Source organism: Pantoea vagans, assembly GCF_004792415.1.
GTDB lineage: Bacteria > Pseudomonadota > Gammaproteobacteria > Enterobacterales > Enterobacteriaceae > Pantoea > Pantoea vagans.
The window spans coordinates 95,246-121,018 of sequence record NZ_CP038854.1 but is presented as its reverse complement, the minus strand read 5'-3'; the positions used below and the strand labels follow the sequence as shown (position 1 = coordinate 121,018).

At 54.3% G+C, this 25,773-nt stretch carries 26 protein-coding genes and 1 riboswitch; of the genes, 16 read left to right on the top strand and 10 right to left on the bottom strand.

Features of this window, described 5'->3' with window-relative positions; translation table 11 throughout:
- Nucleotide 1 precedes the first annotated feature (1 nt).
- Nucleotides 2-682, bottom strand: a complete 681-nt coding sequence (locus tag EGO56_RS19445; RefSeq protein WP_135910705.1) for an SOS response-associated peptidase family protein — start codon at nt 680-682, stop codon at nt 2-4.
- A gap of 341 nt (nt 683-1,023) precedes the next feature.
- Between EGO56_RS19445 and EGO56_RS19440 the strand changes: the two genes are divergently transcribed.
- Together EGO56_RS19440 and EGO56_RS19435 are read left to right on the top strand one after the other, a co-directional pair.
- Nucleotides 1,024-1,269, top strand: a complete 246-nt coding sequence (locus EGO56_RS19440; protein ID WP_033784784.1) for a hypothetical protein — start codon at nt 1,024-1,026, stop codon at nt 1,267-1,269.
- A gap of 217 nt (nt 1,270-1,486) precedes the next feature.
- Complete coding sequence (locus EGO56_RS19435) at nt 1,487-2,062, top strand: TetR/AcrR family transcriptional regulator (protein WP_238349038.1); 576 nt, start codon at nt 1,487-1,489, stop codon at nt 2,060-2,062.
- Between the two features lies 1 nt (nt 2,063).
- Here the strand turns inward: EGO56_RS19435 and EGO56_RS19430 are convergent, their stop codons facing one another.
- From EGO56_RS19430 to EGO56_RS19415, 4 genes are all read right to left on the bottom strand, one after another.
- Complete coding sequence (locus tag EGO56_RS19430; RefSeq protein WP_135910704.1) at nt 2,064-2,645, bottom strand: TetR/AcrR family transcriptional regulator; 582 nt, start codon at nt 2,643-2,645, stop codon at nt 2,064-2,066.
- 204 nt (nt 2,646-2,849) lie between these two features.
- Nucleotides 2,850-4,280: an efflux transporter outer membrane subunit gene (locus tag EGO56_RS19425; protein ID WP_135910703.1), complete on the bottom strand. Its 1,431-nt coding sequence runs from the start codon at nt 4,278-4,280 to the stop codon at nt 2,850-2,852.
- Complete coding sequence (locus tag EGO56_RS19420; RefSeq protein ID WP_135910702.1) at nt 4,280-7,441, bottom strand: efflux RND transporter permease subunit; 3,162 nt, start codon at nt 7,439-7,441, stop codon at nt 4,280-4,282. The genes EGO56_RS19425 and EGO56_RS19420 overlap by 1 nt, the downstream gene beginning before the upstream one ends.
- Nucleotide 7,442: 1 nt before the next feature.
- Nucleotides 7,443-8,591 carry an efflux RND transporter periplasmic adaptor subunit gene (locus tag EGO56_RS19415; protein WP_135910701.1) on the bottom strand — a complete coding sequence of 383 codons (1,149 nt, stop codon included), beginning with the start codon at nt 8,589-8,591 and terminating at the stop codon, nt 7,443-7,445.
- A gap of 440 nt (nt 8,592-9,031) precedes the next feature.
- Here EGO56_RS19415 and EGO56_RS19410 point away from each other — a divergent pair, with 440 nt between their 5' ends.
- Both EGO56_RS19410 and map read left to right on the top strand, forming a co-directional pair.
- Complete coding sequence (locus EGO56_RS19410; protein ID WP_135910700.1) at nt 9,032-9,277, top strand: ParD-like family protein; 246 nt, start codon at nt 9,032-9,034, stop codon at nt 9,275-9,277.
- Complete coding sequence (gene map, locus EGO56_RS19405; protein WP_135910699.1) at nt 9,274-10,059, top strand: type I methionyl aminopeptidase; 786 nt, start codon at nt 9,274-9,276, stop codon at nt 10,057-10,059. The genes EGO56_RS19410 and map overlap by 4 nt, the downstream gene beginning before the upstream one ends.
- 36 nt (nt 10,060-10,095) lie before the next feature.
- Here map and EGO56_RS19400 read toward each other — a convergent pair whose 3' ends face one another.
- A complete protein-coding gene (locus EGO56_RS19400; protein WP_135910698.1) occupies nt 10,096-11,190 on the bottom strand; it encodes a sensor domain-containing diguanylate cyclase in 1,095 nt (364 codons plus the stop codon).
- 179 nt (nt 11,191-11,369) lie between these two features.
- A complete protein-coding gene (locus tag EGO56_RS19395; protein ID WP_135910697.1) occupies nt 11,370-11,678 on the bottom strand; it encodes a hypothetical protein in 309 nt (102 codons plus the stop codon).
- Between the two features lie 231 nt (nt 11,679-11,909).
- Here EGO56_RS19395 and EGO56_RS19390 point away from each other — a divergent pair, with 231 nt between their 5' ends.
- The 3 genes from EGO56_RS19390 (at nt 11,910) to EGO56_RS19380 (ending at nt 13,159) form a co-directional block, all read left to right on the top strand.
- Nucleotides 11,910-12,134: a hypothetical protein gene (locus EGO56_RS19390; protein ID WP_135910696.1), complete on the top strand. Its 225-nt coding sequence runs from the start codon at nt 11,910-11,912 to the stop codon at nt 12,132-12,134.
- 2 nt (nt 12,135-12,136) lie between these two features.
- A complete protein-coding gene (locus EGO56_RS19385) occupies nt 12,137-12,379 on the top strand; it encodes a hypothetical protein (RefSeq protein WP_135910695.1) in 243 nt (80 codons plus the stop codon).
- A gap of 93 nt (nt 12,380-12,472) precedes the next feature.
- On the top strand, nt 12,473-13,159 hold the full coding sequence (locus tag EGO56_RS19380) for a RipA family octameric membrane protein (protein WP_135910694.1): 687 nt from the start codon (nt 12,473-12,475) through the stop codon (nt 13,157-13,159).
- 218 nt (nt 13,160-13,377) lie between these two features.
- On the opposite strand, the gene EGO56_RS19375 is transcribed toward EGO56_RS19380, so the two are convergent.
- A complete protein-coding gene (locus EGO56_RS19375) occupies nt 13,378-14,427 on the bottom strand; it encodes an NAD(P)-dependent alcohol dehydrogenase (protein ID WP_135910693.1) in 1,050 nt (349 codons plus the stop codon).
- A gap of 110 nt (nt 14,428-14,537) precedes the next feature.
- Between EGO56_RS19375 and EGO56_RS19370 the strand changes: the two genes are divergently transcribed.
- Nucleotides 14,538-14,930 carry a winged helix-turn-helix transcriptional regulator gene (locus EGO56_RS19370; RefSeq protein ID WP_135910692.1) on the top strand — a complete coding sequence of 131 codons (393 nt, stop codon included), beginning with the start codon at nt 14,538-14,540 and terminating at the stop codon, nt 14,928-14,930.
- A gap of 29 nt (nt 14,931-14,959) precedes the next feature.
- Here the strand turns inward: EGO56_RS19370 and EGO56_RS19365 are convergent, their stop codons facing one another.
- On the bottom strand, nt 14,960-15,781 hold the full coding sequence (locus EGO56_RS19365) for a Cof-type HAD-IIB family hydrolase (protein WP_135910691.1): 822 nt from the start codon (nt 15,779-15,781) through the stop codon (nt 14,960-14,962).
- A 254-nt stretch (nt 15,782-16,035) separates the two neighbouring features.
- Between EGO56_RS19365 and EGO56_RS19360 the strand changes: the two genes are divergently transcribed.
- Complete coding sequence (locus EGO56_RS19360; protein WP_135910690.1) at nt 16,036-17,298, top strand: DUF1479 domain-containing protein; 1,263 nt, start codon at nt 16,036-16,038, stop codon at nt 17,296-17,298.
- Nucleotides 17,299-17,374: 76 nt separating this feature from the next.
- Nucleotides 17,375-18,124, top strand: a complete 750-nt coding sequence (locus tag EGO56_RS19355) for a DeoR/GlpR family DNA-binding transcription regulator (protein ID WP_135910689.1) — start codon at nt 17,375-17,377, stop codon at nt 18,122-18,124.
- Here the strand turns inward: EGO56_RS19355 and EGO56_RS19350 are convergent.
- Nucleotides 18,121-19,137 (bottom strand): LacI family DNA-binding transcriptional regulator, encoded by a 1,017-nt coding sequence (locus tag EGO56_RS19350; RefSeq protein WP_135910688.1) that lies wholly within the window; start codon nt 19,135-19,137, stop codon nt 18,121-18,123. The two genes, EGO56_RS19355 and EGO56_RS19350, sit on opposite strands and share 4 nt — an antisense overlap.
- A 258-nt stretch (nt 19,138-19,395) precedes the next feature.
- Here EGO56_RS19350 and ascF point away from each other — a divergent pair, with 258 nt between their 5' ends.
- From ascF to EGO56_RS19320, 6 genes are all read left to right on the top strand, one after another.
- Nucleotides 19,396-20,862, top strand: coding sequence for a PTS cellobiose/arbutin/salicin transporter subunit IIBC (gene ascF / locus EGO56_RS19345; protein WP_135910687.1), 1,467 nt, complete (start codon nt 19,396-19,398; stop codon nt 20,860-20,862).
- Between the two features lie 36 nt (nt 20,863-20,898).
- A complete protein-coding gene (locus tag EGO56_RS19340) occupies nt 20,899-22,329 on the top strand; it encodes a 6-phospho-beta-glucosidase (protein WP_135910686.1) in 1,431 nt (476 codons plus the stop codon).
- Nucleotides 22,330-22,434: 105 nt separating this feature from the next.
- Nucleotides 22,435-22,537: riboswitch (TPP riboswitch) on the top strand.
- A 68-nt stretch (nt 22,538-22,605) separates the two neighbouring features.
- Nucleotides 22,606-23,307, top strand: coding sequence for a thiaminase II (gene tenA, locus EGO56_RS19335; protein ID WP_135910685.1), 702 nt, complete (start codon nt 22,606-22,608; stop codon nt 23,305-23,307).
- Nucleotides 23,304-24,044: an ABC transporter ATP-binding protein gene (locus EGO56_RS19330; protein ID WP_135910684.1), complete on the top strand. Its 741-nt coding sequence runs from the start codon at nt 23,304-23,306 to the stop codon at nt 24,042-24,044. The genes tenA and EGO56_RS19330 overlap by 4 nt, the downstream gene beginning before the upstream one ends.
- Entirely contained in the window at nt 24,041-24,796 is a 756-nt protein-coding gene (locus tag EGO56_RS19325) for an ABC transporter permease (RefSeq protein ID WP_135910683.1), read from the top strand. Before EGO56_RS19330 ends, EGO56_RS19325 begins: the two co-directional genes overlap by 4 nt.
- A gap of 23 nt (nt 24,797-24,819) precedes the next feature.
- A complete protein-coding gene (locus tag EGO56_RS19320; protein ID WP_135910682.1) occupies nt 24,820-25,755 on the top strand; it encodes an ABC transporter substrate-binding protein in 936 nt (311 codons plus the stop codon).
- The last annotated feature ends 18 nt before the right edge of the window (nt 25,756-25,773 follow it).

Here is a 25,773-nt window from a genome sequence, read left to right as displayed (position 1 = left end):
TTCATGTACCTTCAGAATTTATCTCTTTAATAAGCGTCCCGCCCTGATTATGGATGTTCCCGACTTTGGCTGAAACAGGGTGCCAGGTGAAATCCTTCTCGGGTAATGCGGCTTCATGGGCAATGTCCTGCGCCCGCTGGGATGAGGTTTCAACACTGAGCCATTCCCGAACCGCGTCCGCCTGTAAAACCAGTGGCCGGCGGTCATGAATATCGACCATGCCTTTGTTGCTCGCCGCAGTGACGATAACAAATCCCTCATGTCCATGGTCCTTACCGTAAGGCGCCCGGCCAATAGCGGCAAAAAACAGCGGTTCTTTTTCTTTGTGATGAATAAAGTATGGCTGTTTCCTGTCACCCTCACGCTTCCACTCATACCAGCCATCGGCAGGAACAATGGCGCGTCCCTGCTCCCATAGCGGCTTAAACATGCGGCCGGTTGGGGCTGTTTCACTCCGGGCGTTGATTAGCGGCTGCTTATTCCACCACTCAGGACCGTAGCCCCAGTAGACCGGGTCCAGGTGAAATTCATCGTCCCGCTCATTGAGCAGCAGCACGTTGGTGCCTGGCGCAACGTTGAAACGCCCTATCGGCTCCGGATCATAAATGATTTCATCGGGCATCAGTCCCAGAGAATCGAAGTAATCGTCCCGGCTACTGTACTGCGCAAACCGTCCACACATAGGCACCTCCTGGCATAAGGATAGTCCGGTGTTGATTAAGTCATGATCAAAATATTCACTTTCTGGCTGAAGATATCGCGCCAGCTGTCGAGAATGTAGTAAAGGAAATGAAGAGAACCGAATAACCCGGGCTGCGACGTGTTCAGCTTTGCTGATGGCCAGCCAGGTTACCCAAATTGCCTCTCTGCCCCGGAAGCAATTATTGATTGCTGAGCCTGTTGACCGAAGAACGACGTTGAATCGATGTTACTGAGCAACTGCAATGTACGGCCAGTCATTAATGAGCTGTGTGATTTCGGTTATTAGTCACAGCGTGATATTTAACCATCAGGAAATAACTAATGAGCCTCGTTTATATACCTGCCCTCATTCCTCTCTTGCTGAACAAAGAGAATGAGAAAGGAAGCCCGCTTACAGAGGAGGAAGTCAGCAGCATCAAAGATAGTGCCACCTGTATTGAAGTGGCGCGCGATGTTGCTTTTACAATGGCGGAATGCCGCGGATATTTTGATATCAACCCTGAAAAATGCTGGGAAGAATGGAGAGCGTACCGGAGTGAGCGACTGCATCAGAGTGGTCACCGCTAAATCACATTCATCTCCGGCATTCGCTTTTGCGGGATAAATACCTGAAACAGACCTGGCTAATGCCGTGTTGATCGCATCGCCGCAATGGCCGATTTCTGCTGATTATCAGCCTCTGAACGTAACGTGGAGATGCTGATAGCGGCAGGCCATGCGGGAGCCGGGAACGTCGACGTATAGCCATGCTAAGTGAAAGGAGGTAGAGTAATATTTTTATAATGTGAGTGTTATTATGAATCGTAGCGAGGAAATTCTTGAGGCAGCAGAATACTGCATGCGACAGAAAGGCTTTTATCAGACATCGGTTCAGAATATAGCCCGACAGGCAAATGTCAGCGTCGGTCTGATTTATAAATATTATAAAAATAAAGAAGCGATTATCGAAGCACTGATTAAAAACGTGGTGCAACGGATGATTGATTCACTTAAAGAGGCTCTCGACAATCTTGCTCATGCAGGTAAAGTCGCTCATTCTGCGCACGGCGTGGTGTCAGTCGACGTTGAAAAAAGCATTGTACTGCTTATTGATATATCTGCAGAAGCCACACGTAATGAGCGGATCCGTCAGATTATTTCCGATGCCTGGCAGACGTTAAAGGAGAACTTTATTACTCAGGAGCAGGCGCTTAATCCGTCGCTGGATGCTGAGATTATCCAGACACGCCTGTATATTATGTCAATGATCATAGACGGTATGATTATTCGCCGCTATATGAAACAGCGTGAAATCGATGGCCGCGTGATGTCATTCCTGGATGTCATCAGTCATGACATTAATCAGAACGGTTTCGCCTGACTCAGGAGAAAAGATGGCCGGCGAGAAGGCTGTTAATCCGCGCTAACTCCTGCTGATTAAGGTGTTTATCGCCAAACGTACGACAGGCCACACCATCCACCAGCATCAGCAAAAACTGAATACGGTCACTACGCTCTTCAGGTGTCGCTGCTGGCATCTGTCGCTTAAAAACCTCTTCCAGCGCCGTAAAAAGCAATTGTTCTTCATGGGCAAGCAACGCGCGAACTGATTTATTGCGTGATGCTTCTGAATACATTTCCAGCAGTAAACAACGATCCCTGAATGACCAGTCCCGCCAGAAGTCAGATTCCGTATCGATGATACTTGAGACGCTGGTTTGTAGCTGAAAGTTTTTCAGTAAAAACATTCGCCAGTTTTCTGCGATACTTTTTATCGTCTCACTGACAATTAATTCTTTGCTACTGTAATAGCGATAAATCTGCCCGGCACCCAGACCTGACTCATGGCTTATGTCAGCCATGCTGGCACCATGAAAGCCAGAGCGACTGAAACAGTTTTTCGCTGCCGAAATTATCTGCTGCTGCCGCTGCTGCAGGAAATCCTCACTGTCTGACCTGCTCAAATAACCTCCTGTTAACTGACGTCACACCAGCCCTGATATTAATTCTTCAATGATAACCGAGCCAGGGGTCCGAGAACATATCAGCCGGAAATTCAGACATCAGATATGATGATTTCACCTTCTCATCTTCTCATCTCCTGAAATTTACGCTGAGACTACGCTTTAACCTGGGTGCGCATTCCCGCCTGAATGCGCACCCGGTTTTTACATTTTCAGTTGCGACTCCTGCAACGCCGTGCCGCCGCCCATCACCTTGTAAAACGTATTCAGATTCTGATAGTACGCCTGCTCAGCGCTGACCAGACTGGTTCTGGCGGTATAGAGCGTGCGCTGAGCGGTTAACGCATTCAGATACGTGTCCACCCCATTCTGGTAACGCAGATCGGCCAGATGATAATACGTCTGTGAAGCAGCAACATTGTTGCGCTGGCTGTTCAGCTGATCTGTGATGGTGCCCTTACGAGCCAGAGCATCTGCGACTTCCTGAAAAGCGGTTTGCACCGCCTTTTCATACGCTGCCACATAATACTCTTTTTGCGCCTTGGTGTAGTTCAGGTAAGAAACGTTGTAGCCACCTTTAAAGATCGGCAGCGAGATGCTGGGCGCAAAAGACCAGATCCCTTCCCCGTTTTTAAACAGTGAAGAGAGATCGGAACTGCCGACGCCACCGCTCGCCGTCAGTGAGATGCTCGGGAAGAAATTTGCACGCGCCGCACCGATATTGGCATTTGCTGCCTTCAGGTTATGCTCAGCCTGCAAGACATCAGGACGATTAGTCAGGGCTTCGGATGAAACACCCGCCGGCACGTCACGCAATGCCTGACCAACAGATTCGATGTTTTGCGGCAGCAGATTATCAGGCACGCTTTTACCCACAACCAGGTCCAGGGCATTCTTATCCTGCGCCACGCTGGTGGTATAGCTGGCCACATCCGACTGTGCAGACTGCCAGGTGGTTTCTGCTGAAGCGACATCCACCATTGAAGCCACGCCATTTTGCAGCCGTTTGCGTGTCACCTCCAGTGACTGCCGCGTACTCTCTGCTGTCTCTTTCGCAATCTCAAGATTGCTGCGGTCGGCCGCCAGCTGTAACCAGTAATCCACCGTGTTATAGAGTAAGGTCAGGCGCGTACTTCGCGCCCCTTCCAGCGTGCCAAGATAGGTTTCATACTGCTGGCGAGACAGGCTTTGATTTTTGCCAAACAGATCCAGCTCAAATGAACTGACACTCCCTTCTGCCGAGTAACTGTTGCCCAATGCGGTCTGATTACCCTCTCCTGTCAGTGCGCGAGAGCGGGTTCCACTCACATCGGCGCTGAGCGTGGGGAAGAGATTAGCCCGCTGCTCACCATATTGTGCATGCGCAGACTTCACACTTGCCACGGCTTCCCGCAGGTCGCGGCTATTGTCCAGAGCCATTGCGACAACCTGACGAAGCCGGGGATCCTGCACGTAATCCTGCCAGCCCACATCGCGATAATTAATCGCGTTCTGTTGCAGGTTGCGGTAAGCCTCACCGCTCGGGGTTGCGGCAACTACGGCATTATCTGGGCGTGCATAATGCGGATCGAGCGAAACGCATCCCGCAAGGAAGCAGGGCAAAAACACTGCTAAACATTTTGCAGACATTGTCATTATTCTTTTACCCTTACTGCAGATTCTGAAGGCTGTGTTTCCTCATGCGGTCTGGCCGGAAACAGACGGCGGACCAGCACAAAGAACAGCGGAACAAAGAAGATGGCCAGCAGCGTTGCGGTTAAGGTCCCGCCAATAATGCCGGTACCAATGGCGATACGACTGTTCGCGCCCGCGCCTGTCGAGATAGCCAGCGGCAGCACCCCTGCGGTAAAGGCCAGTGAGGTCATAATGATGGGACGCAAACGCATCGTTGCTGCATGCGTCGCGGCCCTGATCAGACTCTCTCCTTTGCGATATTGCTCTTCAGCAAATTCCACGATCAGAATAGCGTTCTTCGCCGAGAGTCCGATGATAGTCAGCAACGCGACCTGGAAATAAACGTCGTTTTCCAGTCCGCGCAGCGTCGTCGCCAGAAGCGCACCGATCACGCCTAATGGCACCACCATCATGACCGAAAAGGGTATTGACCAGCTCTCATACAAAGCAGCAAGGCACAGGAACACCACAATCAGTGAGATGCCATAGAGCGACATTGCCTGATTGCCAGAGAGTTTTTCCTGATACGAGAGGCCACTCCATGCAAAGGTGTTTCCTGCGGGTAACTTCGCCACCAGCTTTTCCATCGCGGTGATAGCATCCCCCGAACTTTTGCCGGAGGCCGGCGCACCCTGAATTTCGTAAGACGCCAGACCGTTATAACGTGACAGGACATCCGGGCCGTACGCCCACTTCATCGAGGCAAAGGATGAGAACGGCACCATCGTGGTGTTACTGCTGCTGTCCGTGCCGCGCACATACCACTGATCAATATCTTCCGGCTTGCTGCGGAACTGCTGTTCCCCCTGAATGTAGACTTTTTTCACACGACCACGGTCGGTGAAGTCATTAACGTAGCTCCCCCCAATCGCCGCACTTAAGGTGCTGTTAATATCGCTGATCGTCAGACCCAGTGACTGGGCTTTAGCGTCATCAATGTCGACGTCCAGCTGCGGCAGGCTCGGCAGTGAGTTGGCGCGAACGGCACTGAGGTCAGGATCCTTATTGGCCTCGGCAATCAGCTGATCGCGCATTTTAAGCAGTTCGTCGCGACTGGTCGCCCCGCGCGCCTGCAGTTCAAAGGTGAAGCCATTCGACTGACCCAGCCCGGAAACCGGCGGGGGCGTGAGTACAAAAATTTGCGCGTCGCGGATGCCCGACAGCGCCTTCATCGCGCGGCCTGCAATAGCATCAGCACTGTTTTCGCTGCCTTCCCGTTCACTCCAGTTCTTCAGTGCGATAAAGCCAATACCGGCGTTCTGGCCATTACCCGCAAAACTGAAGCCGTTGACCAGCATGCTGACGTTGACGTTATCCTTCTCCTGGGTGGCAAAGTAGTGCTGAACCTGACGACGCACGTCACTTGTCCGGTTTTCCGTGGCGCCGGGAGCAAGCTGATACTGCACCATGATGTAACCCTGGTCTTCAGTCGGCAGGAAGCCCGTGGGCAGGCGCATATAAAGCACCGCACAGCCGATCAACAGCACGCCATACAGAAGCAGATAACGCACCGAACTGTTCACAACATGACCAACACCATTCTGATAGCGTGCCTGGACTTTTTCATAGCTGCGATTAAACCAGCCGAAGAAGCCCGTGCTGCCGCTTTCGTGATTATGCGGTTTAAGCAGGGTGGCACAGAGTGCGGGCGTCAGCGTCAGCGCCACAATCACCGACAGCACCATCGATGAAACAATGGTGATTGAAAACTGACGATAGATCACACCCGTTGAGCCGCTGAAAAAGGTCATAGGCAGGAACACGGCTGAGAGCACCATCGCGATACCAATCAACGCACCGGTAATCTCCTTCATCGATTTTTCCGTCGCCTGACGCGGGGCTAAGCCCTCCTCACGCATCACACGTTCGACGTTTTCAACCACGACGATCGCGTCATCAACCAGTAAGCCGATGGCAAGCACCATCCCGAACATGGTGAGGGTATTAATTGAGTAGCCAAAGAGGGACAACACACCAAAGGTGCCCAGCAGCACGACCGGAACAGCAATCGCCGGGATGAGCGTAGTACGGATGTTTTGCAGGAAAACAAACATCACGATGACCACTAAAATCACCGCTTCGATGAGCGTTTTCACCACTTCTTCAATGGAGATTTTAACGAAATCGGTGCTGTCGAGCGGATAAGCGATCTCATAGCCCGCAGGCATAGTGCTGCGAAACTCATTAATTTTCGCTTTCACCTGCTCGGCGGTTGAGAGTGCATTGGCACCTGACGCCAGTTGCACGGCAATACCGGATGCAGGATGACCGTTGGCCAGAACATTGGAACTGTAATCTTCATTACCCATCTCAACGCGTGCGACATCACTCAGTCGTACCACTGACCCATCCGCCTGGCTTTTCAGGACGATATTGCGGAACTGCTCGGGGGTTTGCAGTCGGGATCGTGAACGGACCGTCGCCACCAGCTGTTGCTCTTTGCTGGCGGGTTGTGCCCCTAACTGCCCCGAGGAGACCTGCGTGTTCTGACTCTCAAGTGCCGTTGTGACGTCGGAAGGCATCAGAGAAAAGGAAGTCAGCCTGGCGGGATCGAGCCAGATACGCATCGCATATTCAGCACCGAATACCTGAACGCTGCCTACTCCCGGCACACGCGCCAGGCTGTCTTCCATGTTACTCACCATATAGTCGGCGACATCTGATGAGCTGCTTTTATTGGTTTTATCGTACAGCGCCAGGATCAGCAAAAAGTCACTCTGCGCTTTCTGCACGGTCACACCCTGTGACGTGACTGCGGTCGGCAGGCGGCTCTCGGCCTGCTGAACCTTGTTCTGCACCTGAACCTGCGCAATATCCGGGTCGGTTCCCTGCTGGAAAGTGACGTTGATTTTGACCTGGCCGGTTGAGGCAGTGCTGGTGGCATCGAAATAGAGCAACCCATCCAGCCCGGTAAGCTGCTGCTCAATGACCTGAGTCACGCTGCTCTCCAGCGTTTCAGCAGAAGCACCGGTATAGGTTGCCTGAATACTGATTTGCGGCGGTGCCACATCCGGATATTGCGCCACCGGCAGGCTGTTAATGCTCAGGATGCCGAACATCATGATGCACAGGGCGATTACCCAAGCGAAAACCGGACGACGAATAAAGAACTGAGCCAGCATATCATTTGCCCTCGCCGGTTACGGCTTTCGCATCTGGCGTCACTTCGACAGCCTTGACGCGCATGCCCGGCTGAACTTTAGCGGTGCCTTCCACAATCAGCTTGTCACCGCGGTTCAGTCCCGAGGTAATCAGCCATTTGTTGCCAATCACGCGGTCGGCTACGACGTCCCGGCTTTCTACTTTGCTCTGGTTATCCACCACCAGCGCAGTGGCGTTGCCCTTCGCATCCCGGGTAATTCCCTGCTGCGGTGCCATAATCGCATCGCTCTGTACGCCATTGGTGACGCTGGCGCGAACGTACATGCCAGGCAGAAGTTCATGTTGCGGATTCGGGAAGATCGCGCGCAGCGTTACTGTACCTGTGGCTTCATCCACTGAGACTTCGGTCAGCTCCAGCTTTCCGGGATGCTCATAGGCAGTACCATCTTCCAGATTTACCGTCACGGGGACAGCATCGGCACTCTGCTGCAGCGACGCCTGCTGGCGCTTCAGTTTCAGTAGTTGCACACTGGATTGGGTGAGAGCGACGTAGATGGGATCGAGCGCGCGTATCGTTGCCAGTGCAGAAGTCTGGCTGGCGGTGACCAGTGCACCAGGCGTCACCGATGAGATACCAATACGACCACTGATCGGCGCTTTGATTTGGGTGTAGTTGAGATTGATACGGGCACTTTCCACGGCAGCGCGGTACTGGTCGACAGAAGCGACGTTCTGCTGATACGTTGCCTGGGCATCATCAGCATCCTGCCGTGACACGCCATTCTCTTTAACCAGCGCAGCATAGCGTTCGGCTTTTAATTTACTGCTTTTCACCAGCGCCTGAGCATTTTTCAGCTGTGCCAGGGCCTGATCGTAACTGGCCTGATAGCTGGCGGGATCGATCTGGTAAAGAATCTGCCCGGCTTTAACTTCATCACCCTCTCTAAACAGGCGTTTCTGGATGATGCCATCCACCTGGGGCCTGACATCTGACGTCATACTGCCCGTTACGCGTCCGGCCAGTTGACTATCCAGCGTCACAGATTCGGTTTGCAATGTTTTCACACCGACTTCTGTGGTCATGTTTCCATCTGGCTGCTGACTGTTTTGATCGCAGGCCGCCACAATCATCACAAGTCCGGCGATGATACTGCGCTGAAAGTTTCTCATAAAAATCCTGTAATGAACGTTCATTCTCAGCGTGCAGTTTAATTAATCAGCAATAAAATGTATGTCAGCAAAACGAAAAGAAGGATGTCCGGAAATATGTAAAAGAAGGCTTTAATTTGTTGTCAGGCCTGCGCACGGATGATGAGACCTTAAATGGCGTCATCCACTGACTTCGAATGGGCAGCCAGACCCATGAATGTTAAAAAAGGCGGATGCAGGACCTGATGAGGCCAGTTATGGGCAGTTTTACAGGACTTAAACCCGCTAGATAGTCTCTTTAGTGATAAATAACTTTCCCGGTTTTTAGTTAAGGCGTCCCTGCTGGCGGAGGCATTTTGTGGCTCCTGAGGCGATTCAGGCAGGTAAACCTTTCGTCGCTTTGCAAATCCGCCCGCACGCGTTACTCTATACGAAACATATACGTTTCATATAAGGCTCATATGGGTATCGTAAAAATCTCCGACCTGATGCATGAAAATCTGCGCATCGCCAGTCAGGCGATGAGTCGCTCGATTAATGCACAGGCTGAACACTGGCTGAAACTCGGCATGCTGGCTGAACTCTATCCGCAGCAGACCCAACATCAACTGGCGCAGATGCTGATCCGGCTTGAACTGGACGGCAGCGCTGATATCCGCAGTATGCTCCATAAAGAGAGCCTCACCACACAAGGAGACGTGTCATGAACACCGTTAAAATTCATACCGCAGCGGAGATTGAGATGGCGCGCGCAGCCGGGCAGGCTGCGGCGCAGGTACTGGCGATGATTACACCGCACGTTCGCCCAGGCATTTCCACCGAAGAGCTGGATGATATCTGCCACGACTTCATTGTGAATGAACTCAGGGTGACGCCCGCGAACATCGGCTATCACGGCTATACCCGCACGACCTGCACGTCGGTCAATCACGTGGTGTGCCACGGTATACCAGCCAGCAAAAAGCTCAAGGATGGCGATATCGTTAATATCGATGTGGCGGTTATCAAAGATGGCTGGTATGGCGATACCAGCCGGATGTATTTTGTCGGCACGCCGTCAGTACGTGCAAAACGTCTGGTCGATATCACCTATCAGTCGATGGTTGCGGGGATCAAAACTGTCCGTCCTGGCGCGACGCTGGGCGATGTGGGCGCGGCAATTCAGCGTGTTGCAGAAGCTGCCGGTTTTTCTGTCGTACGGGAATATTGCGGGCACGGCGTGGGTGAGATTTATCACACCGATCCGCAGGTGCTGCATTACGGCACACCGGGCGAAGGGATGCCGCTGAAGGCCGGTATGATCTTCACCATCGAACCGATGATTAATGCCGGTAAAGCCGGAACCAGCGTGCTGTCAGATGGCTGGACGGTCGTGACTAAAGATCGCTCGCTCTCGGCGCAGTGGGAACATACTGTCGCCGTCACTGAAGAGGGTTTCGATCTGCTGACTCCCTGGCCTGAAGGCACTGGCGACTACCCGGCGATTTGATTACTCAGCCTGAGACGCGATCTCAGGCTGCCTTCTTCATTTGCTCCTGACCGCACTGAGTGTGTTCAGCGAATCTGAATGCCATATCTGCACATTGTTGCGGCCCGCGCGCTTCACCTGATAAAGCGCCTCATCAGCACATCTCAGCCACTCATGAATCGATGCCGCATCACGTGCTGCCGCAATCCCAATACTCACCGAACACTGAAAGGTGGATGACGCTGGCAGCCGCAACAGGGCAATTCCCTGCCTGATTTGCTCTGCCAGCAGCAGGATGCTGGTTTCATCCGCATCCCGTACGATCACACACAATTCATCGCCGCCAAAGCGGGCGGGCACATCTTTCAGGCCGACGCTGTCACGCAGCAGTGCCGAAATCTCTGTCAGCAGAAAGTCACCCGCTTCATGTCCATAGGTATCGTTAACCTGTTTGAAGTGGTCGACATCCAGCAGCATTAACCAGGCTTTGCCCTCGCCTCGCTGCGTGCGCAAAAACTCACTTTCCAGCCGCCGTTCAAACAGACGGCGATTAGGGATTTTCAGGCCGGGGTCCATCAGCGCGATGCGTTCCAGCTCGCGGTTCTTCTGGCGCAGACTCAGGGTCAGATTGTGTGACACCACACTGAGTGCCAGCAGATACAGGCTGGCCAGCGGCAGTGTCAGCCAGACGGTTCGGGTACTGAACGTCAGCACCAGCGGTGCCCTTTCCGCTGACCAGACCAGCACAAAGGCAAACAGAAAGGCCAGCAGCGCGGACTTTAGCTGGACCCAGCCGCCTGCCGAGTAGCGATCGGAGATCAGCACCGCCATGATAATTATTGAAGGCAACGGACTTAGTGCCATCGCAGCAACCCAGACGCCACCAAACGCGGCATCCAGCGTCAGATTCTTACGCTCAAAACCGGTCGGATCGCGCGACCGCAATGCCATTCGATAGGCGGCATAAGGCCAGATAAACGCATTGGTGAAGAGAAGAGCGCATAGTGCCGCGCTTTTTCCCATCTCCATCAGAACCGACAGAATGGGCAGAAAACAGAGAAAGGTACCGAGCTGGCGCATCATAAACATTCGTCGCACAAATCGCGTCGAACGGCGCTTCAGTTGAACATCATCGGGAGTGTAATAATTCATATGCACACTGAAGCAGCCACGGGTTACGGCAGTTTATCGGCAAATGCTGAAACAGGGTTAATTATTTACAGAATATTCTTATTGCGTAACTAATGTTTCTACTCGGCGCCATATGCAACACAGGCAACCGATGCGGGCCGAGAAAGGGTGTGCGCGCCATGACAGCGCGCACAGGGAGACTATCGGCGGCCTTTCACAACTGAGGCCGACCAGTTGAAATCGCTGACTTCACTGGCGGTGAGTGATTCAGGTTTCTTTTTACGCAGCGGTTTTTTCTTCTCCTTTTCAGCCTTTGCTTTCTCCTTCTCCAGCTTACTGGCCATCACCATCTGCCGTGCTTCACTGTTGAATTCTTTCTCTTTTTTACTATCCGGCTCTTTACCGGTTCGCTGACGGTACTTTTCAGCCAGCCCTTTATAGGTTTGTTCGACGGCCAGACGTTCATCAGCACTGAACTGATCAATGGAAATCATCTTCTTATCGCTCATAGCGGCGTGTCCTGTGGCAAGTTGTCCGGTCAAGTGTACCGCATTCAGGGCCCATTAACGCAGCGAATGGCAGACGTTCTGCAGGCTCATGCTCCCCTACGTCCCTGCTATCAGGTAATTTCTCTGAAAGGTGCGCCTTAGCCCTGTTAAAAATAAGGTTATCTCTTAATATAAAACTAATGTTCATCAGGTTTACTGGTAGTGACCACGTACTGCCGAGGAGCTGAGGGAATGATTAAAGAGACCGATCGCCTGTCACAGGCGCTATTACGGCGGCATGGGATTGGCGTTAAGCAGAAACGTATACACTTTCGTGGCCGCGATTTATTGTTTCAGCTGCATAATGCCCGTTATGACGTTTTCAACGGCGATCGCTGTATCGCGACCGTTGAAACAAATAATATCAATGAAGCGATTAAGCAGTTTAAAGCGCTGGACAACCCTGCGGAGAAATAAGCATGCCAGATTATCGCCTGTTTCAGAAGGACCAGACAGTCAGGGCCGTGAATCATGTAAGCCAGGATCAGCAGGACCTGTTAGCAGCTGAAGGCTACAAAGTGGTGTGGGACGTAGTTAATGCCGATAACGCTGATGCGGCGCTTTTGCGCTATCAGCAGTTGCGTCACGATGAGGGTAACGCTGCGCAGAACTTTGCAACGGATTCGCTTTTCAGCTCTCTTCTGGGTCTGTTATCCCGCTAACCCAGCATGGGGCTGCGAGTTTACGGGCGAAGTTACTGTTAATTCATGCTGTGCTGATTAAAATAGAGAAAATTTCCCGCACACAGGTTTCTGATGAAAATCACTATTCACAAAGAAGATGAGCTGTTTATGCACAACTTCTTTGCTGCACCCTGCGACACCTTCGATATAGACTCACTTCAGGCACAACATATTCAGCAATCGCTTCAGCTGGCCATTCAGCAGAAAAGTGCAGAGGCAGACAGCGACTGGAAGCGCAGCCTGACTTTTCTGCTGCTGTTTCTCTTTTTATATGCTGCGCTGGGGGCCTCGCTAACGCTGGATCTCAGCACCACGAGCGCAACGCATAAGAGTATCGAATATGCGCTGGAAGCGATTCCGGTGCTCATCGCCTTCTCCGGTTTCTTCATCTCCATTCTTTATCTCTTCCTGACCCGTGCCAGTGCGCGTAAGCAGCATAACTGGGAAAAGAGTATTCTGGTGCTGGAGAAGTACGCCATCGGTAACCTGTTTAAAGCCACCCATACTCAGGGCGGTGGCACCAGCAATTACTCTGTGCCCAATCTTTCTATTTCGCTCGCGCTGTTTATCTGTGTGACCTGGCTGGTGATTTATAACTATCTGACGTTTACCACCAGCGGCGTGTTTGGCAGTGTCATCTCGCTTTTCATCAGCACCATGGTTTATGTCATTCTGGATATCCAGCTGCTTAAACCCTTTATTCATGCTGTTGAAAAAGACGAATCTGAAAAGAGTAACGCGGATAAAGAGCAGGATTAACGACCTTCCCTGACGTTAAAGCAGAACCCGGCCAGTGAGTCGGGTATTTTTTTGGCTGCTAAAAGATCCCTTCGCTAAATAGCTTTTGTTGCACTGAGATGGATGGAACGGCGAATTAATATTAAAATGCATGTTGTAACTACAGGCAGCCTCTTCTTTTCACGCTGTGACTTACAGAACGCTGCCTGAAGGCCCGCTTTCACAGCGGGCCAGGCGTGTTACCAGCGGGTTTTCTGCATATCGATGACGAAACGATATTTCACATCGCTGGTCAGCATCCGTTCAAAGGCAGTCTCCACCTCTTCACCGGTAATCATCTCTACGTCAGCCGTGATGTTGTGCTCACCACAGAAGTCGAGCATCTGCTGCGTCTCCTGAATGCTGCCGATTGAGGTGCCCGTGATACTCAGGCGGCGGAACACCATTGGCGTGACATTCGGTGACGGATGCGGTTGATCGGGGATCCCCACCAGCACCAGCTGACCGTTGGTTTTCAGCGCGTTCAGATACGGATCGAGGTCGTGCGGAGCGGCAACACAGTCCAGGATGATATCCAGCGACGCCTGACACCCGGCCATTTGTGCCGCGTCTCGCGAGACCACTACATGTTTTGCACCCAGCCGACGCGCATCCGCCCCTTTCGCCGGAGAGGTCGTAAACAGGGTGACTTCAGCACCCAGCGCGCTGGCCAGCTTAACCGCCATATGGCCCAGGCCGCCAAGACCGACCACACCCACACGATCGCCTGCTTTGACGTTGAAGTGCTGCAAGGGTGACCAGACGGTCACGCCAGCGCACAGCAGTGGAGCCACCGCGTTCAGCGCCAGATTATCCGGCACCGTGACCACAAAATGCTGGTCGGCGATAACGTGCTGTGCATAGCCGCCAAACGTCGTGTTGCCGGTATATTTATCGGTACCGTTATAGGTCGGCGTGAAACCCGCCTCACAGTACTGCTCTTCTTGCTGCTGGCAGAAGTGACACTCACGGCAGGAATCGACCATCACGCCAACACCAACCGTCTCTCCAACAGAGAATTTAGTGACGTTGTCACCTGTTGCAATTACGCGACCAACAATCTCGTGACCGGGCACCAGCGGATAACGGCTGACGCCCCATTCATTGCGCGCCATATGCAGGTCAGAGTGGCAGACGCCGCAGTAGAGGATCTCAATTTTTACATCATCTGCCTGCAGATCGCGTAACTCAACCTCACCTGCCTTGAGCGGTTGACCTGCCTGAGTTGCTACCAGCGCGTTAATTTTCATCTGTTGCCTCTTCTTACCTGTTGGTCGTAAAGAAAGCGGCACACTATAGACACACGGAACCACTTTTGGTAGTAGTTACCTTTTGGTTACCATGAATTGGGAAAGTCATTATGCCGGTCTGGGTTGACGGAAAACTGTGTTTTTATGCGGACTCACCGCCGCGCCGCCTGCTGGAACTGTTTTCGGTGAAATGGAGCACAATGGTGCTGCATGCGCTTTTTCACTGGCCGGACAATCGGGCACGCACGGGCGAACTGGAGCGCAGCCTGCAGGACATCTCGAAGAAGATGCTGATCCAGACGCTGCGTGAGCTGGAACAACGCGGACTGGTGTCACGTCAGGTGTGGCAGGTGGTGCCGCCAAAAGTGGAATACAGCCTCACGGCGCTGGGCCATACCTTCGCACAGCCGATTGAGCAGATGTATCAGTGGGGGCTGGAGAATCAGGCTGCGCTGGATGAAATGGAAAATCATGTGCGCAGCCATCAGGAAAGTGGCGGATAAGTGCCGCCCGTTATGCAGGTTACCGCGTCTTAGTCGAACGGGAATTCGCGCGCCAGCACGCGCGCAATCACATTCAGCGCGCCTTCATCATTATTGCTCTGCGTCTGGTAGCGCGCCACGGCGGCGACAGCGTCGGCCGCATTGGCCATTGAGAAACTGAAGCAGGCCTGACGCAGCATCTCGATATCATTCGCGCTGTCGCCAATCGCCAGCACCTCACAATCACTGATGCCCCATTTTTCCTGCAACAGCGCGATGCCATGGGCTTTATGGCAGCCGGGAATGATGAGGTCAATAAAACCAAAGCCGCTGGAAACCGGATGCATGATGTTTTCCAGCTCGCCCAGACGGGCATGCAGGCGTTGCAGCAGTGCTTCCACCCCTTCATGTTCCAGCTTCAGCGAGAACTTGAAGATGGTGTCATCAATGGCATACAGGTCATCGCGCTTTTCCAGACGGTGATAGTGGTTTGCCAGCTGGTCCATCACCTCGTCAGAGGCAGAAGAATGCATATAAGCACCATTTCGTCCGCACACCACCACCGCGATGTCGGGTTCATGCGCCAGAATATCGAGGATCTTATGCACCTTCTCCTGCGCTAACTCGCCGCAGAAAATCTCTTCATTGCAGTCAGAGACCCAGGCACCATTTTCTGCCACGAAAGCGATCTCATCTTTGATGTCGGGAAAATAGCGCTGCAACTGGTAATACTGATTACCACTGGCCACCACAAAACGGATGCCCTTCTGCTTCAGCAGCGCATACTGACGTGAAAACCGCTGAACGTTGTACTGCTTATTATCGTCCAGAAAGGTGCCGTCCATATCCACCGCAATCATCTTAACCGCCATCTCGCCTGCCCCTATACGTTCGCCGTTCTGTCCTGCCGGCTAATTGATTTGATTCATAAAGCTTACTCGCTGTGTGGATTAATGAGAATGCAAATAGTGACTTTGCTAACGGCTTTCAGAGCGTTCCGGTTCAGAAGTTGTGTTACAACGCACGTTTTTTATCGTTAAAAGAATGTTAACCTAAGCCGCACATTACGAATGAAGGTTATTTTAATTGCATTCGTAACTCAACCCCGAACTTTGAGGAGTGTGAAATGCGTGATGAATCCCGAGCGACACCTTTGCCTGATGACGTTAAAAGTGCTATCCGCGAAATGAAACAGCAGCTACGCCAGCAAATTGGCGACGTAGATGCCCTGTTTCGGCAGGTGTGCGACAACATTACTGCCGCGATTGCTGAGGCAAAAGCGGACGAAGCCCGAACAGGCAGTGCCTGGCCGATCGTGCCGATGCAGGACATAACAGAAGGGAAGGTTTCGGATGAAACCCGAGCGCTGATTAAACGTCGCGGCTGTGTCGTGATTAAGCAGCACTTCGCGCGCGATCAGGCGATGGCGTGGGATAAGTCGATGCTCGACTACCTGGATCATAACCGTTTTGATGAGCAGTACCGCGGTCCCGGTGATGACTTCTTTGGCTCACTTGCGGCCTCACGCCCCGAAATCTACCCGATTTACTGGTCGCAGGCGCAGATGGAAGCGCGGCAGAGTGCGGCGATGGCTGATGCGCAATCTTTTCTGAACCGGTTATGGACGTTTAACTCTCAGGGCAAACAATGGTTTGATCCCGATGTCAGCGTGATCTATCCCGATCGCATTCGTCGCCGTTTGCCGGGCACCACGTCGAAAGGATTAGGTGCCCATACCGACTCCGGCGCGCTGGAACGCTGGTTACTGCCCGCTTATCAGCAGGTTTTCAGTAAGCTATTTCACGGTGATTTTGCCGCTTACGATCCCTGGGATGCGGCACACCGCACTGAAGTTGATGAGTACGATCTGCCTGGCACGACCAAGTGTTCAGTGTTCCGCACATTTCAGGGCTGGACTGCACTCTCCGATATGATCCCCGGCCAGGGGCTGCTGCATGTGGTGCCGGTGCCGCAGGCGATGGCGTATATCCTGCTGCGCCCGCTGCTTTCCGATGTGCCTGAAGATGAACTCTGCGGTGTCGCGCCGGGTCGGGTATTACCTGTTAATGAGCAGTGGCATCCGCACCTGATCGCCGGACTCTGTTCAATCCCGGCTCTGGAGGCGGGCGATTCAGTGTGGTGGCACTGTGATGTGATCCATTCCGTTGCACCGGTGGACGATCAGCAGGGCTGGGGCAACGTCATGTATATCCCTGCTGCGCCGATGTGTGATAAAAACCGCGTCTACGCCCGCCAGGTTGCGCAGGCGCTGGAGCAGGGACGTTCACCAGGCGATTTTCCGCCGGAAGATTATGAAGCCGGGTGGGATCAGCGTTTTAAGCCGGAAGATCTTAATATTAACGGACGTCGTTCACTGGATTTAGCCTGACTCTGACCCCGCGTTGTGCACCAGCGCGGGGGATTCCCTGATACACTGCACCTTTTATTCCTGACGAAACCCAATTATGAATCCGCGACATCATCAGATTATTCAACTGGTTAATAGCCGGGGCAGCGTAACGGTCAGTGAACTGGCGCAGCTGACCGGTGTTTCTGAAGTGACGGTGCGTCAGGATCTCACGCTGCTGGAACGCGACCGGCTGCTGCGCCGGGTGCATGGCTCCGCGCTGGCGCTGGACAGTGACAATGTCGGCACCCGCATGAACACCCGCTATTCCACAAAGCAGGCGCTGGCGCAGCACGCCGCCAGCCTGGTGCAGACGGGGGAATCGGTATTCATCGAAGGGGGCAGTACCAATGCGCTGCTGGCGCGTGCGCTGGCTGACCGTGACGATCTGACACTGATCACCGTCAGCCACTATATTGCCCAGCTTCTGCGGGACGCCACCTGTGAAGTGATTGTGCTAGGTGGATTGCTGCAGAAAAGCAGTGAGTCGGTGGTCGGCCCACTGACGCGTTACTCCATTCAGCAGGTTCATTTTCACAGAGCGTTTGTCGGTGTGGATGGCTGGCACCCGGAGACCGGCTTCACCGGCCGCAATATGCTGCGCTGTGATGTGGTGGATGCGGTGCTGGCGAAAGGCGCTGAAAGCTATGCCCTGACTGATGCCTCTAAATTCGGGCAGATTCACCCTTATCCGCTCTCATCCGGTTACCAGGTCGGCCATGTGATTACTGATGAAACACTGGATGCGGGGACCGTCACGCAGCTCAGGGAACAGGCCATTAAGGTGATACAGATTGCGGCGAATTAAGCCGACCACGGGCCTTGAGTAACGGAATCGCGCAGCATCAGGCTGGCCGTAAAAGGCGCCTGACTGTGCCAGTCACCGCCATCCAGCATGGTCAGCAGGCGGTTAATCGTCTCATCGATCATCTCCGTCACCGGCAGTTTCATACTGGATAACGACGGCGTGATATAGGGTGCCAGCGGGATATCATCGAAGCCTATCACAGATACCCGATCGGGCACCGCGATGCCGCATTCGGTCAGCCGCTTGATGGCACCAATCGCCATCTCATCATTACTCGCCACCAGCGCCGTGAATGAGGCGTTGCGTTCCAGCAGCGTGTCCACGGCGGCCATACCGCTCTGCGCAGTCCATTTACCCGCCACGACGCGGCGGTCGTCCGCTTCCAGCCCCTTAGCGGCCAGCGCAGCGTGATAACCTGACAGACGTTCCACGCCGGTCGGGGAATCCAGAGAACCGGTGATAAAGGCGATGTCGCGATGCCCCTGATTCAGCAGATGGGTTACCGCTGTGGCGCTGCTTGCGTGCTGATCGCTGTAAATGCAGTAGCTCTGGTTAACGCGCAGCCGTCGGTTAATGACCAGTATCGGCTGTTTATGGCGGGATATAATCGCATCCAGCGCGTCGATACTCAGAAAGCGCGGGTAAATAATGATGCCGTCACAGCGCAGGTCGAGCAAAAATTGAATCGCCGCTTCTTCCTGCTCAGCGGTGTGTTTGCCGTCCGCCAGAATCAGCTGGCGGCCCTGCTGCTCCATCATGCGCGCGGAGTGCGCCATCAACTCAGTGAAGTAGCTGCCGCTGTAGAGCGTATTGGTGATCACCAGTCCGATAGTCTGAGACGTTTTAGTCGCCAGGTTGCGCGCCAGCAGATTGGGCCGGTAGCCGGTTTCCGCAATCGCCTTTAACACCCTTTCACGCTTCTCCTGCCCGACATAGCCATTGCCGGACAATACACGTGACACCGTCGCTTTTGAGACGCCCGCCCTGTTTGCCACTTCCTGAATCGTTGCCATGGTGATGTTCCTTTGCTGCGTCGCTCTGCAGTCTACCTAAGCCTCTCAATGTTGGAAATATTTACCCTGCCCGCTGGCGCAGATACCCGGCCCGCCGGAGGTGATGAAGTTCACAAAAAAGAAAACTGGCTAATTTATCCTCTTGTCGGCTCACTGAAAGCACTTCATGATTTTGTGAAACCGGTTTCCTATTTGCCTGTCAGCAGCCGATAAAAACATAAAAACGTTAACCGATTTACCCTACAGAGAAGAGCGATCATGCCCATGAACTATGCCGAGGTGTCACGCGCCATTGTCGATGCGCTAGGCGGCCTCACCAATATCGAAGCCGTAACCCACTGCATGACCCGCCTGCGGTTTGTGGTGAAAGATGAAACGCAGGTCGACTATCCCCGCCTCAAAGCGATCAAGGGCGTTATGGGGGTGGTGCACAACGACACACAGTGCCAGGTGATCATCGGGAATAACGTTTCGCAGGCGTACCAGGCTGTACTGGCACTGGGATCGCCCGGCGCGGTAACGACTGAACCGTTGAAACGCAAAATTACCCTGCGAGGCATCGGCGCAGGCATTCTGGATGCGCTGGTGGGTACCATGTCACCGCTGATCCCGGCAATTATTGGCGGGTCGATGGTTAAGCTGCTGGCGATGATTCTGGATATGGCGGGCGTGTTTGAAAAAGGCTCGTCAACGCTGGTGATCCTCAACGTGATTGGCGACGGCGCATTCTTCTTCCTGCCGATTATGGTGGCCGCCTCTGCGGCGCTGAAATTCAAAACCAATATGTCGCTGGCAATCGCCATCGCCGGTGTCCTGGTGCATCCCAATTTTGTTGAGCTGATGGCAAAAGCGGTGCAGGGTCAGCCGGTCGAGTTCGCTTTCATCCCGGTCACTGCGGTGAAATATACCTACACGGTGATCCCGGCACTGGTGATGACCTGGATCCTGTCCCACATTGAGCGCGGCGTGGATCGCATTACACCCGCCGTCACCAAAAACTTCCTGAAACCGATGCTGATTGTGCTGATTGCTGCCCCCATCGCGATTGTGCTGATTGGCCCGATTGGCATCTGGATCGGCAGCGGTATTTCGGCGCTGGTCTACACCATCCATGGCTATCTTGGCTGGCTTTCCGTCGCGATTATGGGTGCCATCTGGCCGCTGCTGGTGATGACCGGGATGCATCGTGTGTTCACGCCGACCATCATCCAGACCATTGCCGAAACCGGCAAAGAAGGCATGGTGATGCCATCAGAAATTGGTGCCAACCTGTCGCTGGGCGGGTCGTCGCTGGCAGTGGCGTTTCGCACTAAAAACCGTGAACTTCGCCAGACGGCACTGGCAGCAGCAGCGTCTGCCATCATTGCCGGCATTTCTGAACCGGCGCTGTATGGCGTGGCGGTTCGTCTGAAACGTCCGCTGATCGCCTGTCTGATCAGCGGATTTATCTGCGGCGCGGTCGCGGGCATTGGCGGACTGGCCAGCCACTCGATGGCCTCGCCTGGCCTGTTTACCAGCGTTCAGTTTTTTGACCCGGCTAACCCCATGAGTATCGTCTGGGTCGGTGCGGTCATGGTGTTGTCAGTCGTGCTGTCGTTTGTGCTGACGCTGCTGTTAGGGTTCGAAGATATTCCTGAAGCGGAAACTGAAACCAAATCCGAATCCAGTCCCGCCGCGCAATCTGCGCCCGTTACCGAACGCACTAACGCGATTAATAGCCACTAAAGGAAAGGGTCACGCTGACCCGGAAAAGAGGATTGCATGTCTGATTCAAGGTTCCCGCAAGGGTTTTTATGGGGCGGCGCGTTAGCCGCCAATCAGAGTGAAGGCGGCTATCGTGAGGGCGGAAAGGGCTTAACCACCGTCGATATGATCCCGCATGGCCCACACCGACTGGCGGTCAAACTGGGTCTGGAAAAGCGCTTTACGCTGCGGGATGATGAATTTTATCCCAGCCATGATGCCATCGATTTCTATCACCGCTATCCGGAAGATATCGCGCTGATGGCGGAAATGGGGTTTAGCGTGTTCCGCACGTCAATTGCCTGGAGCCGCCTCTATCCCAATGGTGATGAACTGACGCCCAATCCGGAAGGCATCGCTTTTTACCGTGCCGTCTTCGAGGAGTGCCGGAAATATAATATCGAACCGCTGGTGACGCTCTGTCATTTCGATGTGCCGATGCATCTGGTGACCGAATATGGCTCATGGCGCAATCGTAAAATGGTCGACTTCTTTGCCCGCTATGCCCGCAGCTGTTTCGAGGCGTTTGATGGCCTGGTGAAATACTGGCTGACCTTCAACGAGATCAACATCCTGCTGCACAGCCCGTTTTCCGGTGCGGGTCTGGTGTTCGAACCGGGTGAAAACAGGGAGCAGGTAAAATATCAGGCGGCACATCACGAACTGGTCGCCAGCGCGCTGGTCACGCGAATCGCGCATGAAGTCAATCTGGCGAATCAGGTCGGCTGCATGCTGGCAGGCGGCAACTTCTATCCGTGGTCCAGCAAACCGGAAGACGTCTGGGCAGCGCTGGAAAAAGATCGTGAGAACCTGTTCTTTATTGATGTACAGGCACGCGGTGCCTATCCGGCTTACGCCGCGCGCGTGTTCCGTGAAAAAGGCGTCACGCTTGAGATCGCTGACGGCGATGCCGATATCCTGAAGAACAGCGTCGATTTTGTGTCGTTCAGTTATTACGCCTCTCGCTGCGCCTCGGCGGAGATGAACGAACAGAACAGCAGCGCGGCCAATGTGGTGAAATCCCTGACCAACCCCCATGTGCCACGTAGCGAGTGGGGCTGGGGCATCGATCCGCTGGGCTTACGCATCACCATGAATATGATGTACGACCGCTATCAGAAGCCGCTTTTCCTGGTGGAAAATGGTCTGGGCGCGCGCGATGAAATCGATGCGAATGGCGAGATCAATGACGACTACCGCATCAGCTATCTGCGCGAGCATATCCGCGCCATGGGCGATGCCATAGAGGATGGTGTCCCGGTGATCGGCTACACCAGCTGGGGCTGTATCGATCTGGTTGCTGCCTCGACCGGTGAAATGAGTAAGCGCTACGGTTTTGTCTACGTTGACCGCGACGATCTGGGGAACGGCACGCTGGCGCGCACGCGAAAGAAATCGTTCTGGTGGTATAAGAAAGTAATTGCCAGTAACGGGGCAGATCTTGAGTGACACTGTCACTTAAAAGTATTCTCTGAGCGCTCTGCTCCATATCAGCCGGACCAGAGTGGAACGCTCACGCATGCGTTGTGCTCCGGCAATAATTATCGTATAACCAATGTCTCCGAGGGGTGTCCTGTAACGGGCTGAGATGGCGCAAGCCGAACCCTTTGAACCTGATCTGGGTCATGCCAGCGAAGGGACGGGTCGGCAGATTTTCTGCCCTATCTCCTGCACTATCCCCTGTTCCAGACCGTATGCCCGGATCTCCCTGCTACTGGAGATCCTATGACACATCCGCTTTTCGAAACCGGCTTTTATGGTCGTCTGCGCCAGCAGGCGGGCACGCAATGGCACGATTATGTCAGGCACAATTTTGTGCAGCAGCTCGGACAGGGCACGCTGCCACCCGCCGCTTTCCGCCACTATCTCACCCAGGATTATCTGTTCCTGCTGCACTTCGCCCGTGCGTGGGGGCTTTTGATCAGCAAACTCTCTGAACCTGCTGCGTTACGCAGCGCCACGGCATCGCTGAACGCCATTATCAGCGAACTACCGCTGCATCTGGCTTACTGCCAGCAGTGGGGCATCAGCGAAAAGGCAGTGGCGAACGAACCGGAGGCAATGGAAACGCTTAATTACACCCGCTACGTGCTGGACGTGGGTCACACCGGAGATGCGCTGGAGCTGATGACGGCACTGATGCCATGCGTCGCCGGTTATGCGGAAATCGGCCTGAGGCTGCTGGAGGATCCCGCGACCCGCTTCGAGGGAAATCCCTACGCCGCATGGATTGAGAATTATGGCGATGAAGCCTACCTGGCGGGCGTCGGTTCTTCACTGATGCTGTTTGAAACTCTGGCTCAGCAGCGCGCCGGTGAACAGCGTATTAACTCTCTGTCGGAAATTTTCACCACTGCAACCCGGCTGGAAGCGGCATTCTGGCAGATGGGGCTTAATTATGCTGACAATCTGCGGGTCAGCTCATGACGCGGCTGAACGCTGCCGTGCCGCCGGGTATTTCCGTTCGCCAGCTCTGCCTGACGCTGGATCAGCAGCAACTGTTCAGCGAGCTTAATCTGGAAATCGCGGGCGGTGCATTTACCGCTTTGCTGGGGGCCAGCGGCGTGGGTAAAAGCAGCCTGATGCGGGTGATTGCCGGTCTGACGCCGCCCACTTCGGGACAGATTAACGGCAGCGATGGTCTGCCGCTGGCCGGGCGCATTGCCTGGATGGGGCAGCAGGATTTGCTCTATCCGTGGCTGACGGTGGAACAGAACGTCTGCCTCGCCAGTCGTCTGAAAGGTGAGAAAGCCGATCGCGACCTGGCGCAGCATCTGCTGGCGCGGGTGGGCCTGAGCCACTGTGCCCGTGCGCGACCTGCGACACTTTCGGGCGGCATGCGTCAGCGGGTAGCGCTGGCGCGAACACTCTACACCCGTCAGCCGATTGTGCTGATGGATGAGCCTTTCTCGGCGCTGGATGCACTGACCCGCACGCAGATCCAGACCCTGGCGGCAGAGGTGCTGGCCGGGCATACCGTGCTGCTGATCACTCATGATGCCGCGGAAGCCTGTCGCCTCGGTCATCACCTGCTGGTAATGGGTTCCGCAGGCATCGAAACCTGCCCGCCACTGCAGGGCCAGCCACCGCGGACAGCAGATGACATCAGCGTGATTCAGAGTCAGGCCACCTTGCTGAAACAGCTAAGCAGGCTGGCCGGATGAGATTACGTTTCGCCGCGCTCCACCGTGGAGTCATGCTCTCAGCCGGATTAATTGCGCTGTGGTGGCTCGCCACGCTCACATCCGTTCCGGCCTTTCTGCTGCCCTCGCCTGCTGCGGTTGCTACTGCACTGTGGGACAACGCTGGCTATCTCGGCCATCACAGCCTGATCACCCTGACTGAAATCCTCAGCGGTATGGCGCTCGGCGTGCTGCTGGGCGCGGTACTGGCACTGGGCATGACATTTTCACCGTGGCTACAGCGCTGGATGATGCCGCTGGTGATCACCAGTCAGGCGATTCCGGTATTTGCCCTGGCACCGCTATTGGTGCTCTGGTTTGGCTTTGGCATGAGCGCCAAAGTCGCGATGGCTGTACTGGTGATCTTCTTCCCTGTTACCTCCGCCTTTTTTGATGGCCTGCGTCGCGTCACGCCCGGCTATCTCGATCTGGCTCGCACGATGGGCGCGTCACGCGCAGCGCAACTGCGCCATGTCCGGCTGTTAGCCGCACTGCCCGCCCTGGGTTCGGGCTTGCGGATGGCAGCCGCCGTCGCGCCCATTGGCGCCATCATAGGTGAATGGGTCGGTTCGGCTGAAGGGCTGGGCTACGTGATGCTGAATGCCAACGCCCGGATGCAGAGCGATCTCTGTTTCGCCGCCCTGTTTATTCTGGTGCTGATGACACTGACACTCTGGCTGATCATCGATCTTCTGCTTCGCCGCCTGATTACCTGGACTCCCGAACCACACTGACGACCCTACTGATGAGAAAACCTATGACTAAAACGCCCCTGTTTGCCCTGCTGTTCAGCGCCACCTTAGCCTCGCAGGCTCAGGCAATGGAAAAACTGACGCTGGTGCTCGACTGGTATATCAATCCCGACCATGCACCCATTATGGTGGCGCAGCAAACCGGAGCGTTTGCGGCAGAGGGTCTGGAGGTTAACATTGTGCCGCCTTCCGACCCCGCGCTGCCGCCGCGTCTGGTGGCCGCTAAGCAGGCGGACTTAGCGATAACGTACCAGCCGCAGCTGCATTTTTTCGCCGACCAGGGCCTGCCGCTGATGCGGGTGGGCACGCTGATTAATACGCCGCTGAATACGCTGATGACGCTGGACAAAACGGTGAGAAAACCAGCGGACTTAAAAGGAAAACGCATCGGCTATTCCGTCAGCGGCATTGAAGAGGCGACGCTGGCGACCATGCTGAGCCATGACGGTATCAGGGCCGAGCAGGTAAAGCTGGTTAACGTCAATTTTCAGCTCACCAGCGCCCTGATGACCGGACAGGTTGATGCGGTGATTGGCGGCTATCGCAATATCGAAGCCCTGGAGATGAAGCTTGCTGGCAAAGATCCGGTAGTGCTTAACGTCGAGGATTATGGCGTGCCGGCCTATGACGAGCTGATTATCGTTGCTAACCGCGATGAGGCGCACTCAGAAAAAATTAAAAAGTTTCTGCGGGCACTGAAGAAGGGAAATGCCCAGTTGCAGGCACATCCTGAAGAGAGCTGGCAGGCATTTGCACAGGCGCATCCGGAGCTGAATACACCGCTAAACCATCAGGCATGGCAGGCTACGCTGCCGCTGTTCGCCGCCGATCCGGCCAGACTGGATCGCGCACGCTATCAGGCTTATGAGCAGTTTTTGTTTGATAACAAGCTGATTAAGCACATCACTCCGGTTGAGCGTTACGCCATCGGCAGTGAGTGATCAGCGCGCCCGCAGTCG

Excerpts from the sequence above, each read along its gene's own strand:
- EGO56_RS19350 (WP_135910688.1), bottom strand. The coding sequence starts at position 19,137 with ATGGCAACGATTCAGGAAGTGGCAAACAGGGCGGGCGTCTCAAAAGCG.
- EGO56_RS19440 (WP_033784784.1), top strand. The coding sequence starts at position 1,024 with ATGAGCCTCGTTTATATACCTGCCCTCATTCCTCTCTTGCTGAACAAA.
- EGO56_RS19340 (WP_135910686.1), top strand. The coding sequence starts at position 20,899 with ATGTCTGATTCAAGGTTCCCGCAAGGGTTTTTATGGGGCGGCGCGTTA.
- EGO56_RS19445 (WP_135910705.1), bottom strand. The coding sequence starts at position 682 with ATGTGTGGACGGTTTGCGCAGTACAGTAGCCGGGACGATTACTTCGAT.
- EGO56_RS19365 (WP_135910691.1), bottom strand. The coding sequence starts at position 15,781 with ATGGCGGTTAAGATGATTGCGGTGGATATGGACGGCACCTTTCTGGAC.
- map (WP_135910699.1), top strand. The coding sequence starts at position 9,274 with ATGAACACCGTTAAAATTCATACCGCAGCGGAGATTGAGATGGCGCGC.
- EGO56_RS19330 (WP_135910684.1), top strand. The coding sequence starts at position 23,304 with ATGACGCGGCTGAACGCTGCCGTGCCGCCGGGTATTTCCGTTCGCCAG.
- EGO56_RS19385 (WP_135910695.1), top strand. The coding sequence starts at position 12,137 with ATGCCAGATTATCGCCTGTTTCAGAAGGACCAGACAGTCAGGGCCGTG.
- EGO56_RS19395 (WP_135910697.1), bottom strand. The coding sequence starts at position 11,678 with ATGAGCGATAAGAAGATGATTTCCATTGATCAGTTCAGTGCTGATGAA.
- EGO56_RS19410 (WP_135910700.1), top strand. The coding sequence starts at position 9,032 with ATGGGTATCGTAAAAATCTCCGACCTGATGCATGAAAATCTGCGCATC.
- EGO56_RS19390 (WP_135910696.1), top strand. The coding sequence starts at position 11,910 with ATGATTAAAGAGACCGATCGCCTGTCACAGGCGCTATTACGGCGGCAT.
- EGO56_RS19355 (WP_135910689.1), top strand. The coding sequence starts at position 17,375 with ATGAATCCGCGACATCATCAGATTATTCAACTGGTTAATAGCCGGGGC.
- EGO56_RS19425 (WP_135910703.1), bottom strand. The coding sequence starts at position 4,280 with ATGACAATGTCTGCAAAATGTTTAGCAGTGTTTTTGCCCTGCTTCCTT.
- EGO56_RS19360 (WP_135910690.1), top strand. The coding sequence starts at position 16,036 with ATGCGTGATGAATCCCGAGCGACACCTTTGCCTGATGACGTTAAAAGT.
- EGO56_RS19400 (WP_135910698.1), bottom strand. The coding sequence starts at position 11,190 with ATGAATTATTACACTCCCGATGATGTTCAACTGAAGCGCCGTTCGACG.
- tenA (WP_135910685.1), top strand. The coding sequence starts at position 22,606 with ATGACACATCCGCTTTTCGAAACCGGCTTTTATGGTCGTCTGCGCCAG.
- EGO56_RS19375 (WP_135910693.1), bottom strand. The coding sequence starts at position 14,427 with ATGAAAATTAACGCGCTGGTAGCAACTCAGGCAGGTCAACCGCTCAAG.
- EGO56_RS19420 (WP_135910702.1), bottom strand. The coding sequence starts at position 7,441 with ATGCTGGCTCAGTTCTTTATTCGTCGTCCGGTTTTCGCTTGGGTAATC.
- EGO56_RS19380 (WP_135910694.1), top strand. The coding sequence starts at position 12,473 with ATGAAAATCACTATTCACAAAGAAGATGAGCTGTTTATGCACAACTTC.
- ascF (WP_135910687.1), top strand. The coding sequence starts at position 19,396 with ATGCCCATGAACTATGCCGAGGTGTCACGCGCCATTGTCGATGCGCTA.
- EGO56_RS19325 (WP_135910683.1), top strand. The coding sequence starts at position 24,041 with ATGAGATTACGTTTCGCCGCGCTCCACCGTGGAGTCATGCTCTCAGCC.
- EGO56_RS19320 (WP_135910682.1), top strand. The coding sequence starts at position 24,820 with ATGACTAAAACGCCCCTGTTTGCCCTGCTGTTCAGCGCCACCTTAGCC.
- EGO56_RS19415 (WP_135910701.1), bottom strand. The coding sequence starts at position 8,591 with ATGAGAAACTTTCAGCGCAGTATCATCGCCGGACTTGTGATGATTGTG.
- EGO56_RS19370 (WP_135910692.1), top strand. The coding sequence starts at position 14,538 with ATGCCGGTCTGGGTTGACGGAAAACTGTGTTTTTATGCGGACTCACCG.